Consider the following 15174-nt stretch of genomic DNA (forward strand, 5'->3'; position numbering starts at 1 on the left):
TAGCCAACGCTGCAAACACCATCACGATGTGCAGCTAGTGAACCGAATTTAAGAGGCAGTTGCCATGAGTGAGCAAAAGTTAGCGTTAAACGAATACTTAAAAACTGACAGTAATTATCTGCGCGGTACGATTACAGAAGGCTTAGATTCTTCCGTCACGGGTAGCTTCAGCGATAGTGATCAGCAGTTGATCAAATTTCATGGTTTTTATCAGCAGGACGATCGCGATTTACGTAATGAACGTAAAGAGCAAAAACTTGAGCCTTTATACAGCTTCATGTTGCGTGCTCGGGTGCCTGGTGGCGTGTGTACACCACAGCAATGGTTGGGAGTGGATGAAATCGCTTCTACGTTAACCAGTTCAAACAGTATACGTTTGACCACTCGTCAAACCTTTCAATACCACGGTATTCCAAAGCGCAATCTTAAACCGTTAATCCAAGGATTAGATCGTGAAGCGCTGGATTCAATCGCCGCTTGTGGTGATGTAAACCGTAACGTGATGTGTAACCCTAATCCGGTTGAATCTAGATTGCATCAACAGGCTTATGCGGTGGCAAAGCAATTGTCTGATCACTTGTTACCCCACACCCGCGCCTATGCTGAAATTTGGTTAGATAAAGAAAAATTACTCTCGACCGAAGATGAAACCGTTGAACCTGTGTATGGCAAAACTTATCTGCCGCGTAAGTTTAAAATGGCCGTGGCTGTACCGCCAGATAATGATGTTGACGTTTACACCAACGATTTAGGGTTTATCGCCATTGCTGAAAAAGGTGAGCTGGTTGGCTTTAATTTAACGGCTGGCGGTGGCATGGGCTCAACCCACGGCGAAGTGGAAACTTTCCCACGTTTGGGTGACGATTTGGGCTTTATTAAAGCCGCAGATGTAATGAAGTTTGCCGAAGCGGTGATGACAGTACAGCGTGATTGGGGTAATCGCTCAAACCGCAAACGTTCACGCCTTAAATACACCATTGTTGACCATGGTTATGAGAAGTTTAAAGCCGAAGTCGAGGCGCGTGCTGGGGTAAAATTTGAGCCTAAGCGTGACGTGGTAATCGGCGATCGCGGTGATCGTTATGGTTGGGTTGAAGGCGTTGATGGTAAATGGCATTTAACCTTGTACATTGAAAGTGGTCGGGTAAAGGATTATCCCGGTAAAACGCTGCAAACTGGATTGCGCGAAATCGCTAAAATTCACCAAGGCGATTTCCGCATGACCTCGAATCAAAACATGATCATCGCAGGTGTGGCGGCAGAAGATAAAGCCACCATTGAAGGCTTAGCCCGTAAACATGGTCTGTTGGGGCAAGTGATTACTCAAACTCGTGGTCATTCGATAGCTTGTGTGGCGCTGCCAACGTGCCCGTTAGCTATGGCGGAAGCAGAGCGTTATTTCCCCGAGTTTATCGACCATATCGATGCATTACAGGCAAAACATGGTATCAGTGAACAGGCAATAGTGGTGCGGATGACGGGTTGCCCTAATGGCTGTGCACGCCCATTTGCTGCCGAAATTGGTTTAGTAGGTAAAGCGCCTGGTCGTTATAACTTGTATTTAGGTGCAAGTTTTGAAGGCACACGTTTGAATAAAATGCACCGGGAAAATATCCAAGAAGCTGAAATTCTGGCAGAGTTAGATACCTTGTTTGGCCGCTACGCGACAGAGCGTAATGCTAGCGAAACTTTTGGCAACTTTACTGTTCGCATCGGCGTAGTAAAGGCGGTTATTGACGCCGCTAAGGATTTTCATGGCTGAGCTTTATCTGAACAATAATGAAACTAAAGTGCCGACAATCATCAGCTCTGTAGAGCTACAGTCGCTATTGATCGCACCTAAAGCCGAACAAACGATAGAGCTTGAGCGCATTAATCAGTTTTTAGCAGGGCTGCGCGCGCAAGAGCGAGTGTTATGGGGGTTAACTTATTTGCCCGGTAACCCCGCACTGTCGTCAAGTTTTGGGATCCAAGCAGCGGTAATGCTGCATATGGTGAGCCAAGCACGGGCAAATATTCCGGTTATTTTGACCGATACCGGATATTTGTTCCCTGAAACCTATCAGTTTATTGATGAACTGACGCAGCGGTTATCGTTAAATTTAAAAGTGTATCAAGCAGCAATGACATCGGCATGGCAAGAGGCACGTTTTGGTCAGTTGTGGGAACAAGGTTTAAATGGGTTAGAGCAGTACAACCGTTTAAATAAAGTGGAGCCTATGCAGCGTGCCTTAACTGAGCTGGAAGTTGGCACTTGGTTTGCTGGGCTGCGCCGCAGCCAAGCCAGCAGCCGTGAAACCTTACCTATATTGGCGATTCATGGTTCGCGGTTTAAATTACTGCCGATTATTGAGTGGACCAATAAAGATGTGCATCTATATTTGACGCAATTTAATTTGCCATATCATCCACTTTGGGATCAAGGTTATGTTTCTGTTGGCGACACCCATTCCAGTAAGCCATTAGAGTTAGGTATGAGTGAAGAAGAAACTCGCTTTAATGGGCTAAAACGCGAGTGTGGCTTACATTACGATATTTAAGTATCGATCTGATTAAGTCTTTGATTTAAATCGTTAACACTGGTTGTTTCGCTATAGTTGCATCGCTAGAAATTCGGGTGGTTTAAATTAAAGCGACATTTTTGAGTTTGGTATAAGTGTTTTGGTATTGTTGTAATCTAAATGTCATACAACTGAGTTAGATTGATTTTGATATTTATCACTGCAATTTTTGTGTGAGTTTTGTACATTTTCATTGAAAAGTGACACGTTGATTAATTCTGAGCTATATTTTGAAGTTCCCGTAGATGGTTTTGAGCTTTTTTATTGTGTAACGGGCATCAGTTGGTGTCTTTTATAAGGTTGAGTTGTTGTCATCGTTATTGATGGGCTACGTTGGCTATATAACGTTATAACGAAACTTAAGGCAGTAAATCGTGCAAAAACCTGACTCGCACACGCGAGTAAAAAGCCGTTTGATTGACTTGCTAGCCCTCGTTAATCTGTCATTATTACCTCGGTCAGCTGTCGTTAAAGCTGCCGAGGTTGCATCAAGTTTAAGCTGCACTCTTCGCGTTCATCTCGCGTTCATCATTTTTCCTATTAGGGTTTATTCTCTGTTTATCTTTGATTTTGTTATAAGATACCTTAGGTATATCTGACACTCTCGTAGCGTGAGCGGTAGATCTAAGTTTACTGCTAGAGAATACTGTTAGAGTGAGTGACTGCAGAGACTGTTCTGCATTAGATAGATGTCTAAATGAAAACCAAGGTAGAGTACTTGGATGAGATGATATAAATGACGGCTCCTATGTATGCGATGCGAGATCATGTCCGGCGTCCCAATATTAATAAAAAAAGTAATATGACTCCCAAAAGGCCAAAGCGTAGCTTTCAGCATTTATTGTTATGGTTATTTAAAGGATTACTTTGGGCATTGTTAGGCTCAATACTATTAGTGGCATTGCTGCGATTTGTTGATCCCCCTATGTGGACTTGGCGCATTGAACGTGCCTTATCTCCGCCAGCACCTATGGGTGAAGTCAGGCACCAATGGCGTGATATCGAGCAAATATCTTCTCAATTACAGTTAGCGGTTATTGCCGCAGAAGATCAGCATTTTGCCGAGCATAGTGGATTTGATTTAGCAGCGATTAGTTCGGCTCTGAAATACAATCAGCAGGGTGGCAAAGTTCGTGGGGCGAGTACTTTAAGTCAGCAGGCAGCGAAAAATCTCTTTATGTGGTCGAGCCGCAGTTTTTTACGTAAAGGATTAGAAGCCTGGTTTACGTTATTGATGGAATTGACTTGGGATAAATCACGTATTCTTGAAGTGTATTTAAATATTGTCGAATTTGGCCCCGGAATATACGGCGCTGAAGCGGCATCAAAGCATTATTTTGGCAAATCAGCGGCCAAACTAACTCAATACGAAGCTTCATTACTTGCCGCCATTTTACCAAATCCTTGGCGTTATAAAATTTCACCGCCATCGTCCTACGTGCAGCAGCGTTCTGCTTGGATACGCAAACAAATGAATCAGTTAGGCAGCATTACGCTAAAAAAAGTTCATGAAGCCGAATAATTATGGCGGCCTTGAAAGCTAGCTTGTGCTTATTCGTCATCATCCCTCAACGAATAGTGGCAGAATTGAGAGCAGACTGAATACGTCTGCCGCTAACGTTATCAACAATAAATGTTAGTTAACTAAGTCTTTACCTCATGCGTATCTAAATTTATTTAATGTTAAATTATAGTAAATTATTATATTAATCCTTAAAATACTGCCTCAGTCTTTTCGACTGTGGTGTTACTGTGTGGCTTGTTACAGTAAAACTAATAAAATTCTGCTTTTACACTGTTCATATTAGGGATAGGTAAGAACGGTAAATATTGAAGTGCCAAAACAATATGTTAGGCATGATTTTTATACGATATTGAATTGATCTTAAATGGAGTTTGTTAAATGAAAAAGATTGTGATTGCTGCGGCAATTATCGCGGCTGGTGCGGGCGGTTATTGGTATACGCAAAATGGTGCTGGTTCAAGTGTTTCTGCCAACCCTTTGCTCGATTATGTGCCTGCTGATACGCCGCTATTTTCGGGTCAGTTAACCCCCTTCCCGTTAAAAGCCTATTTACAGTCTATTTCTGGAAATTATCAACAATACCCAAGTAATGCTTTAGCTGAACTAGATGAGTTAGATAGCCCTATGGGCAAGTTTTTTGTCAGCATCTATCAGCAATATATGGATGGAATTAAAGATCCTGCTTTATTGTTGAAAACCTTTGGCTTTCCTGATGAAGTTAAACCTTATATTTATACATTAGGCGCTTTACCAGTATTCAAAATTAATATTAATCAAGGTGATGCTTTTTGGGCTGTATTAGACAAAGCCGAAAAAGACAGTGGTGTGAGCCACGAAATGCGTAAAATCGGTGACGTTGATTACCGCGTTTATATGTTATCGGATGACAGTGTGGCTGAAAAAGTTGAGTTATTATTTGCCCAGAAAGATGGCATTTTAACGATGACATTTAGCACCTCTTTAACCAAGCCTGATTTATTAGAAATGGCATTTGGTATTAAGAAGGCACCGCAGTCATTAGCAGCTTCGGGGATAATAGAAGATATTATTAAGACCCATGGTTTTAAAAATAACAGCGTTAGCTTTATCAATCATGTGGAAATAGTAAAGGCATTAACATCTGCCGATAGTAATCTACTATCGCAGCAATTGACTCAGCTTTTAGCCAATGAGAACTTCGGTGAAGATCCATTAGCTGAAATTAGAACACCTGAATGCCGTGCTGAACTAACGGCTATTGCCGCTAATTGGCCGCGCACTGTTGCAGGGGTAACTGAGTTTTCTGTGACCGAAAAAGAAAGTCACATGGCTGCTTCATTTGTGATTGAAACTAAGAATCAGCCTATTTTGACGGCGTTACAAAAAATGCGTGGGTTTATTCCTGCACATATGGCCGATATTAATAGCACTATATTTTCGATGGGCATAGGTTTAGATGCCAATGAAGTCGCACCTGCCTTAACTGCCATTTGGGATGATCTGCAAAAACCACAATTAACTTGTGCGCCGTTGGCGCAATGGCAATCGGAACTGAGTCAACAAAGCCCAGCCATGCTCGGCATGTTTACCGGTATGGCTAATGGCGTTAAGGGTATGAGCGTATCACTACTCGACTTTAAACTGGCTGCACACGATGATGATTACCAGTTAGAAAGTGTAGATGCCTTAGTTAGCCTGAGTGCTGACAATCCAGCTATGTTATTCAATATGGTAAAACCCTTCGCGCCAATGTTGGCAGATGTGCAATTAGCCGATAATGGCGATGCTACCGATTTATCTCCTATATTAATGCTGCCACCGGCATTGGGTATTAAACCTATGTTGGCGATTAAAGGTCAGCATTTAGTGGTATATAGCGGTGATAAAGGTTTGCAACTAGCAAATAAACTTGCAACTGAGAAACTGTCAACCAATGGCATGTATAGCTTATCTGCTGACTATGGCAAGATGTTTACTCCCATGCTCACGTTTTTAGAAATGACGGGTGAGCCAGTTCCTGAAGAAATGAAAATGCTTAAAGATTATAATATGCGAGTGAAAATGAGCTTTGATGTTAATCAGCAAGGTTTGGTCATAGGCTCTGTCGCTAATTCTAAAGCGACAGATAAAAAGTAATTCTAGATGCCATTTATTGGCGCGTGGCTACTGAACTAGCGAATAAATGTTAAACCGAGCCAGCTAATTGCTGGCTCTTTTTTTTTTGCTAATTGAGCTTAGATTGAGCTAATTTTATTGATTGTGGAGTTGACTGCTGCTTGGGCTTGGCTGAACGCACTAAACTCACCAGTCCTTGCCATTGGATATCGTCATTTTGCGGCAACAAAATATCGGGTAGCGTGCCCACACCAGACAACAGCTTACCTTGAGCATCGTAGGTTAATGAGCTACTTAACCTTATGTTGAGCCCACTATTTGGCAATTTGAAATGATAATGACGAGCAAAGTCACCAGAAGTTTTTTCGCCAATCAAATTAACTCTGGACCAAGAGTTAGTGCGATAGGCTATCCATTCACATTCTTGGCGACAATGGGATCCTACGAGTAGCGCTAAGCGATTGCGGCCTTCAGGCGTTACCATAGGTTTAGTGCGAACATACCAAGGGCTAAATTGATCTTCGTTGACCGTTGGCAAATTGTGGGTGAGGGAGTTAAGCCTAGGGACACTGTCCTCTAGCGTATCAAGCGGCATAAAGTGGAGCGGTTTTAGGTAATCATTTCTGAATTTTGGGGAGCGGCGGTAATGTGCAAATCCCATCACGTCTTGCGCTAAAGTATTATTTGAGTCTGTATCTTGGTATCGCGACAACATGGTGAGTAGTTTGGGACTAAAACCTTTTGCATCACGTAAATCAATGATCAGTAATGGGTGCGTCATCCCCTTGAACAGTTCTTGCTGCAGTTTTCTATCTAATTCAAAAGCATTTAGATCGCTTATTGTAAGTTTAACCGTAGTCGTGTTGACCGTTGTTAACTGATGAGACATCTCTTTAAACTCAGAGCGTTTAAATGTCGATAATTGATTAATGAGATCAAGCAAGTTGGGCTCACGGTTGCCATCTTCTTTGGCGATAGCATCGATAAGTTGCGACTGTTTTGGTGCTAAGGCAAGTGTGACCTGCTGAGTTTGCATGTCGTCATTCATCAGGGTAATAAGCACATAGGGTTTTATGCTCAAACCTAAATCTTCACGTAATAAATTAAGTTTTTTAAGCCAAGACAGCTGCATTTCTTGGCTCTGTTTGGCTGATTCGGGTAAGTAAACTTGGCTCGCTATCACCCATTTATGGATAGGGATGCCATCAATATGGGAGATAAAAGGAAAACTGCTATTGATTGGGCTATTGTCTTTATCCAGAGCTAACCATTGATCGTTCAGTGGCCTTAATATCAGAGGCAGTTCGCCATTTTTGTCCTCAAAGTTTTGCACCAATGCTGCGGGATCTTTTAGTATATTCAGTAGTTTAGTTATTTCAGCGGCAAATCGGGTGTTGGGTGTCATATGCTGATGTTGGTCAGCAATCTGGCTCGCTACATGGCTGAGTTGCGCGTTGGTGCTATCCATCGTTAAGGCATAAAAACTTGAGTATTGTTCTATTTGATTTAATAGAGTGTAGAGATCTTGGCGTATTTCTTGAGCATTGAGCGCTGGAAGAGGGCTATTTTTTGGCACCGCGAAAAATACCAGCTGAAGTAAGCAGGCTAAAATGATCGCTAAAAGCAATGTGACGATACTGCGGTAGCTAAAACTCATATTCATCCATGGCCACTCGACTTTGCTTTAGGGCATAAAAGGTATGTAACTGTTGGCCTAATAGCCCTCGACATTCACAGCAGTGTTGATATCAACTCAGCCTCATTTGAGTAATGGGTAGCAGATTATGACTGATTTTTGCACTCTGTTACTTTATGTTTCTATAAAATGTCGTTGAGTGAAATCCCTATGCCGATACGCTGATTGTGGTAGTCATAGTCGATAAGACTCTCACCATAACCATTAAAGTATTGCGTATAAAAACGTAAGTTACCGACAATCGGATAGCTCCATGTTAGCTCTGCAGAGCCGCGGTCGATATCTTCTAAGTTAGTTTTAAGGGTTAATGTGAACCTATGCGCATCAATACCATAAACGCCGATAAACTCAGCTCTACCTATGTAGTCTTCAATATTGGGGTTATCGTCGCCACTTGCCTGATTTGGATCTGTTTTTTCATCTTCTGGAATGCGCCACCATACTTTGGTTGAGAAGGCGAGTGGGCCTGCATCAAAAATCATCGTGGCGTAAAGTCGATTCCAGCTACGGGAAAGTGGCCCCGCTTTACCGTTAGATTGATGTACTGCTCCTACACCCCAAAAAGAGTTAGTAACACTACCGATTTTCCAATCGTTATTAAACATCAGAAAAACTTCAGGTTCGTGATTGGTTTCTCTAAAAGGAGATGACGTATCTTTGTTATATACCTGCCAATAAGATTGGTTAGTGTAAGCAAAAAATAGATGACCATTATCACCGAAAATATTGTACCAAATAGGGAATTTAAAACTGATTTGAAACTTCGCCTCAAATTCATCTAATGAATATGGGTTGAGTACAGCGTCTTCAGTAAAGGGATCCATATTAGGGTCGGGATTATAGGTAACAGGTAAAAAATAATTCACTTTATGCGGTGTAATTACAAAAGGTAGATCTGCTGTGGCGAGTTCAACTTCTACTCTTTCTTTAACTAGCGATTCTTCGGCATTTATATTAGCACTCGATAATAGTCCAATCACTGCGATAGCTGAATAAAGTCGTTTCATCTGTCCTCCCTGATGTATTTATTCGTTTTTGTTTGTCTAGCTCAACAAAAATAATGGCGACCAGCTTACCACTAGAAAGTGAATCTATCGCTATTGAAAAATCACATCTTATGCTGCACGTCGAGGTTTTGCGTTTACTTTTTAGTCAATATTGCTGAGGCGGTTAATTGATAATGGATTGCATTTTGACATTTTTCATCGGGCATTCGTCATTTGAGTAGAGTTTTTGGGAATAACATAGTGCAAAAATTATCAATCTAGTTAACAAAGTATGGTGTTATTAAAATATGGTGCTGTTGCTAAGTGATTGTTATATAAGTATTTTATTTTGTATTCTAGATAGTGATAAGGCTTGAATAGAGCATTTAACCGTTTTTAGGTAGCTCCCCTAGGTGTTTTTATATCTAAATGATATAAAAACTAACAATTATCTATTTATTATGGAATATAAGACGCGCTATATTTCAGCAGACTAAAGTGATGTTGGGGATTCTGATGGAAGTGTTATCTTTACCGGGCCAAGCGGCCAAAGGCAAAGTGTGGCTGGTGGGCGCAGGTCCTGGTGACGTTGAGTTATTAACGTTAAAAGCATGGCGCATCCTTAAGACTGCTGATGTCGTGCTATACGATGCCTTAGTTAGTGAAGATATCCTCGAGCTTATCCCTAAAGATGCTGAAAAGATTGCCGTAGGTAAACGTGCTAATAAACACAGCGCCGCGCAGGACGACATTAACCAGTTACTGGTTACCAAAGCTTACACCCGTAAAAATGTAGTGCGGCTTAAAGGCGGCGATCCTTTTATTTTTGGCCGCGGCGGCGAAGAGCTACAAACCTTAGTCGAAGCAGGGGTTGAGTTTGAAGTTATCCCTGGTATTACTGCAGCCAGCGGCACATCGGCCTATGCTGGGATCCCTTTAACGCACAGAGACCATGCCCAAGGCGTTACTTTTATTACTGGCCATTGCCAATTAGAAAGCCGTCCGATGGATTGGCAAGGTTATGCTAACCCTAACAATACGTTAGTCGTGTATATGGGCATTCTTAATGCGGGTATTATTCGTCAAGGTTTGCTCAATGCGGGTCGAAGCCCTGACACGCCAGTGGCGATAGTGTCGAAGGCGACGACCAAAGAACAGCGGCGCTTTATTGGCCGTTTAGGCGAGCTTGAACAGCTTGCAGCCGATCCTCAATTACATATGCCAGCACTGATGATTATTGGTGAAGTGGTCGCGCTGAGTGACAGCTTGCATTGGTTTAAGCCAGAATCTATTGCAAATAGGCACTCCAATATTCAGGTATTTCAATCAGTCAGCATGTCGACCAAGGCATCGGTAAACTAATTAAGCTAACCCATGCTGTGCTAATTACAGCTAATTTAAGGTAAACGGAGAATAGTATGGCCGGGCGTGAATTAAGCCACTTACAACAACTGGAAGCCGAGAGTATCCAGATCATTCGTGAAGTTGCAGCCGAATTCGATAATCCTGTGATGATGTATTCTATCGGGAAAGATTCTTCCGTTATGCTGCACTTAGCGCGTAAAGCCTTTTATCCGGGCAAGATCCCGTTCCCGCTATTACATGTCGACACAGGTTGGAAATTTAAGCAGATGATCACGTTCCGTGATGCGCAGGCCAAGAAATTTGGTTTTGAGCTGCTGACACATACTAATCCTGAAGGCGTAGCGCAGGGGATTAATCCCTTTGACCATGGCAGTGCTAAACATACTGATATCATGAAAACCCAAGGTCTAAAGCAAGCACTTAACCAATACGGTTTCGATGCCGCTTTTGGTGGTGCTCGCCGTGATGAAGAAAAATCACGAGCTAAAGAGCGGGTGTATTCGTTCCGCGACCGTCACCACCGATGGGATCCTAAAAACCAACGCCCAGAATTATGGCGCACCTATAACGGCGCGGTGAATAAAGGCGAAAGTATTCGAGTGTTTCCGTTATCTAACTGGACAGAGTTAGATATTTGGCAATATATCTATCAAGAAAACATTGAGTTAGTGTCATTATACTTTGCTGCTAAACGTCCTGTTGTTGAGCGCAATGGCCAGCTAATTTTAGTGGATGATGAGCGGATGACGTTAGCCGAAGGCGAGCAGATTAAAGAAGAAGTGGTGCGTTTTAGAACCTTAGGTTGCTATCCACTCACCGCCGCCATGCATTCTGAGGCTGACAGCTTAGAAAAAATTATCGAAGAAATGCTGTTAACCCGTTCGAGTGAACGCCAAGGCCGCTTGATCGATTCAGATCAAAGTGCCTCCATGGAGCAAAAGAAGCGTCAAGGCTACTTTTAATGTCGGCAAGGTTAAGCCTATTTCGCGAATGTGGCTTTTGTAGTGCGACCTTCAGCTAAGCAGATCAAGAGTGAGAATAAGATGGACAAAGCAGTCAATAAAACCAATCGCATGGCGGCGGAAATTACCCTCCATGGTGTAAAAGAATATTTGGCCCTACAGCAGCATAAAGGTTTATTGCGCTTTTTAACCTGCGGTAGTGTTGATGATGGCAAAAGCACCTTAATCGGTCGTCTATTACACGACAGCGCACAAATCTATGAAGATCAATTGGCGAGCCTAAAGAGCGACAGCGCTAAGATGGGCACCACAGGAGAAGCCATTGACTTAGCCTTGCTGGTGGATGGTTTGCAAGCTGAGCGCGAGCAAGGTATCACTATTGATGTGGCTTACCGTTATTTTTCAAGTGATAAGCGCAAATTTATTATCGCTGATACTCCGGGGCATGAGCAGTACACCCGCAATATGGCTACGGGCGCATCGACCTGTGATTTAGCGGTGATTTTAGTTGACGCTCGCTACGGCGTGCAGACGCAGACTAAACGCCATGCGTTTATCGCCTCATTATTGGGTATTCGTCACTTTGTCGTTGCCGTAAATAAAATGGACCTGCTTGAGTTTGACCAGCAAGTATTCAACCGTATTCGTGCTGATTTTACCAATTTCGTTAAAGACTTTGGCTGTCTTGATATCCATTTTGTGCCGTTATCGGCGCTGAATGGTGACAACGTAGTTGAGCGCAGTAATCAAAGCCCTTGGTATCAAGGTGGCACTTTGCTCGAACTGTTAGAAACTATTGATACACAACGTGAACTCAGCTCCTTACCCGTACGTTTCCCAGTACAGTATGTGTCGCGCCCTAACTTAGATTTCCGTGGTTTTGCTGGCACTTTAGCCTCTGGTATTATCAAGGTCGGCGATGAGTTAGTGGCTTTGCCATCGGGCAAACGCAGCAAGGTTGAGCGTATTGTCACCTTCGATGGCGACATACAAGAAGCGGTTGCAGGCCAAGCGGTGACGATAACGCTGGAAGATGAAATCGATATTTCCCGTGGCGATTTACTGGCAAAACCCGATTCAGCGCCAGCCGTCGCTAATGTGATCAGCGCTGACATAGTGTGGATGGATGAAAAGCCATTACAACTGGGTCAGTTATATGACATCAAAGTGGCGGGTAAAAAAACACAAGCCTCTGTAACAGCAATTGATTATGTGGTTGATGTTAACACTCTAGCGCGCAGTAGCACTGACACGCTTGGGTTAAATGCCATTGCCCGCGTGACCTTAGAACTGACCGAAGACATAGTATTTGATGCTTATTCTTTGGTGCGAGATACGGGCGGAATGATCTTAATTGACCGTTTAAGTAATGCGACCGTCGCCGCAGTGATGGTTGTTTCGGGTCAACATATTAATAAACAAACCACATCACAATTTAGTGCCTTTGAAGTAGAATTTAATGCCTTAGTGCGTAAACACTACCCCCATTGGCAAGCACTCGATATCTCTAAGCTTGGAGCTTAATTTGTGAGTGACCTGTGGCTGTTAGCGATTATTTTGTTAGGGCTTGTGGCTGGCTTAATTAGCGGCCGTATCAATCCTGCGGTATTGTTTTTATTTGCATTTTTACTGTGTTACTTGTTTGACATGGTTGCACTTGATACTGCATTAACCAGCTTTACTAATATTGGCTTGGTCACCTTAGTTTTATTGGTGTTGGCCGCGACAGCGTTAGAAAAAACCTCCCTACTGGGTAAATTGAGTCAGGTTATCGGTAATAGTTCTTTACCTATAACTATGGCCAAACTCGGGTTGTCGACTGCTTTGTTATCGTCATTTACCAATAACACTGCCGTAGTGGCATCGCTTATCGGTGTGGTGCGCCGTAATCAAGTGCACGCGCCAGCTAAATTGCTGTTGCCACTTAATTACGCGGCGATTTTAGGCGGCACACTCACGCTGATTGGTACATCAACTAACTTAATTGTTAACTCCTTTGTAGAAAACGCCGGTTTACCCGCTTTAGGTTTTTTTGAGTTCACGCCAGTGGCTGTTGTGATCGTCGTCGCGGGTATGTTACTGCTGGTCCTATTGGCAAATATTCTGCCCGATAGACGCGAAGAGTCAGACGAAGAAGCGCTACCTTATTTACTCGAAGCCCATGTGGCGAAAGGTTCGCTCTTAGTTGGCCGCAGTGTGGTTGACAATAAACTCAGGGCGCTAAAGCAGTTATATCTAGTCGAGTTAGAACGCAGTGGCATTTGTATTTGCCCCGTGCCGCCCCAGCTAGTGCTACAAGCGGACGATGTGCTGCGTTTTAGCGGTGCGGTGGAATCGGTAGAGTTATTACATCAATTCGATGGTTTAGATTGGTTTGGTAAACATCAAGCAAAGGGGCAAAATTTAGTTGAAGCAGTGCTTGCGCCGTCATCCAGTTTAGTCGGTAACTCGTTAAAAGCATCGCGTTTTCGTGAGCAGTTTGATGCTGCTGTGATGGCGATTCGTCGTGGTCATCATCCGCTAAAGGGCGGACTTGGTGACATTATTTTGCAACCTGGCGATGTATTGTTATTGACGCCAGGGGATAGTTTTAGCGCCAATCCAAAATTGAGCTCAGAATTTGCCGCAGTGAGTGGGCTAGATTTAAATGTACGCTTAGACAATCACCGTGGCCGTTGGGTATTACTCGGTTTTGCGGCTGTGATTGTACTCAGTGTTACTGGTGTGTTGCCGTTAGCTAAGGGTTTAGTGTTGTTGTTGCTCGGTTATTTTGCCATTGGCGCTGTCACTTTGGCTGAGCTTAAACGCCGTTTCCCATTAGAATTGGTGGTTATTGTGGGGAGCGCCTTAGGGCTCGCCAATTTGATGATGAGCACAGGCCTTGCCGATAGCTTAGCGCAAGGATTGCTTTCGGTTATCAATGGTTATGGTGTATTTGGCGCTTTTGTCGGTGTGTACTTGATGACTTTGTTGCTGACGGAACTGGTCACCAATAATGCCGCTGCGGCGCTGTCTTTCCCGATTGCTTACGCGATTGCGCTTAATTACGGTGTCGATGCAAGACCCTTTATTATGGCGGTGGTGTTTGGTGCCAGCGCGAGCTTTATTTCCCCCTACGGTTATCAGACCAATTTGATGGTATTTAATGCGGGTAATTACCGCTTCAGTGACTTTGTTCGTTTAGGGTTGCCGTTATCTGTGTTGTATTCCGTGATCGTGATATTTATGGTGCCAATCATCTTTCCTTTTTAATGATTAGCTTGAGTTTATTGCCCTGTGTGAGTTATTTTTTGTATAGGGATTGAGGAGTTTTTATGACAAATATCGTGTGGCATCAACATCCTGTAGATCAAGCTGCTAGATCTAAACAAAAAGGTCAGAACCCTGTTTTACTGTGGTTTACTGGGCTCTCAGGTGCGGGTAAATCAACATTGGCAGGCGCGTTAGAGCGGGCGTTATTTGAGGCGGGATTCCATACTTATTTGCTCGATGGCGATAATGTGCGCCATGGTCTGTGTAACGATTTAGGTTTTACCGTTAAAGATCGTGACGAAAATCTGCGCCGAGTGGGTGAAGTGGCTAAATTGATGGTGGATGCTGGGCTGGTGATTTTATCGGCCTTTATTTCCCCGACCCGTGAAGAGCGCGATAGTATTCGTGCTAGCTTTCCTGCGGGGCAGTTTATTGAAGTCCATGTGTCGACGCCTTTAAGCGTGTGCGAGCAGCGCGATCCTAAGGGGTTGTACGTGAAAGCGCGCAGTGGCGAAATTGCTAATTTTACTGGCGTTTCATCGCCATACGAAGCGCCATTGGCCGCCGAATTAACGATTGATACCAGTAAAGGCGATTTAGCGACTCAAGTACGCGCGTTAATTGACTATTTAACCGCAATCAATGTGATCAATGCCGATAAGATAAGTGCGTTAGGCTAATATTTAACGCTGAGTGATTTAACAGGAGCTTTTGAGCTCCTTTATTATTTCTG

General features: G+C 43.4%; 11 protein-coding genes. 9 read left to right on the forward strand and 2 right to left on the reverse strand.

What is annotated here, in order from left to right:
- Positions 1 to 64: 64 nt before the first annotated feature.
- The 4 genes from cysI to C9I43_RS01595 all read left to right on the forward strand — a co-directional run bounded on the left by cysI (position 65) and on the right by C9I43_RS01595 (position 6201).
- Entirely contained in the window at positions 65 to 1762 is a 1698-nt protein-coding gene (gene cysI / locus C9I43_RS01575; RefSeq protein ID WP_107881668.1) for an assimilatory sulfite reductase (NADPH) hemoprotein subunit, read from the forward strand.
- Positions 1755 to 2540 carry a phosphoadenylyl-sulfate reductase gene (locus C9I43_RS01580; RefSeq protein ID WP_107881670.1) on the forward strand — a complete coding sequence of 262 codons (786 nt, stop codon included), beginning with the start codon at positions 1755 to 1757 and terminating at the stop codon, positions 2538 to 2540. Before cysI ends, C9I43_RS01580 begins: the two co-directional genes overlap by 8 nt.
- Positions 2541 to 3297: 757 nt before the next feature.
- Positions 3298 to 4083 carry a monofunctional biosynthetic peptidoglycan transglycosylase gene (mtgA, locus tag C9I43_RS01590; protein WP_107881672.1) on the forward strand — a complete coding sequence of 262 codons (786 nt, stop codon included), beginning with the start codon at positions 3298 to 3300 and terminating at the stop codon, positions 4081 to 4083.
- Positions 4084 to 4464: 381 nt separating this feature from the next.
- A complete protein-coding gene (locus C9I43_RS01595) occupies positions 4465 to 6201 on the forward strand; it encodes a hypothetical protein (RefSeq protein WP_107881674.1) in 1737 nt (578 codons plus the stop codon).
- 88 nt (positions 6202 to 6289) lie between these two features.
- Here the strand turns inward: C9I43_RS01595 and C9I43_RS01600 are convergent, their stop codons facing one another.
- Both C9I43_RS01600 and C9I43_RS01605 read right to left on the reverse strand, forming a co-directional pair.
- Positions 6290 to 7837 (reverse strand): S41 family peptidase, encoded by a 1548-nt coding sequence (locus C9I43_RS01600; RefSeq protein WP_107881676.1) that lies wholly within the window; start codon positions 7835 to 7837, stop codon positions 6290 to 6292.
- A gap of 161 nt (positions 7838 to 7998) precedes the next feature.
- The gene (locus C9I43_RS01605) at positions 7999 to 8883 is read right to left on the reverse strand and encodes a phospholipase A (RefSeq protein ID WP_107881678.1); all 885 of its coding nucleotides are present in this window, start codon (positions 8881 to 8883) and stop codon (positions 7999 to 8001) included.
- A gap of 495 nt (positions 8884 to 9378) precedes the next feature.
- Here C9I43_RS01605 and cobA point away from each other — a divergent pair, with 495 nt between their 5' ends.
- The 5 genes from cobA (at position 9379) to cysC (ending at position 15121) form a co-directional block, all read left to right on the forward strand.
- Positions 9379 to 10224, forward strand: coding sequence for a uroporphyrinogen-III C-methyltransferase (gene cobA, locus C9I43_RS01610; protein WP_107881680.1), 846 nt, complete (start codon positions 9379 to 9381; stop codon positions 10222 to 10224).
- 56 nt (positions 10225 to 10280) lie between these two features.
- Positions 10281 to 11189 carry a sulfate adenylyltransferase subunit CysD gene (gene cysD / locus C9I43_RS01615; RefSeq protein ID WP_107881682.1) on the forward strand — a complete coding sequence of 303 codons (909 nt, stop codon included), beginning with the start codon at positions 10281 to 10283 and terminating at the stop codon, positions 11187 to 11189.
- Positions 11190 to 11270: 81 nt separating this feature from the next.
- Positions 11271 to 12713 carry a sulfate adenylyltransferase subunit CysN gene (cysN, locus tag C9I43_RS01620; protein WP_107881684.1) on the forward strand — a complete coding sequence of 481 codons (1443 nt, stop codon included), beginning with the start codon at positions 11271 to 11273 and terminating at the stop codon, positions 12711 to 12713.
- Positions 12714 to 12716: 3 nt separating this feature from the next.
- On the forward strand, positions 12717 to 14441 hold the full coding sequence (locus tag C9I43_RS01625) for an SLC13 family permease (RefSeq protein WP_107881686.1): 1725 nt from the start codon (positions 12717 to 12719) through the stop codon (positions 14439 to 14441).
- A 62-nt stretch (positions 14442 to 14503) separates the two neighbouring features.
- Positions 14504 to 15121, forward strand: a complete 618-nt coding sequence (gene cysC / locus C9I43_RS01630) for an adenylyl-sulfate kinase (RefSeq protein WP_107881689.1) — start codon at positions 14504 to 14506, stop codon at positions 15119 to 15121.
- Positions 15122 to 15174: the final 53 nt, after the last annotated feature.

This window comes from Shewanella morhuae (genome assembly GCF_003028295.1).
Taxonomy (GTDB): Bacteria; Pseudomonadota; Gammaproteobacteria; order Enterobacterales; family Shewanellaceae; genus Shewanella; species Shewanella morhuae.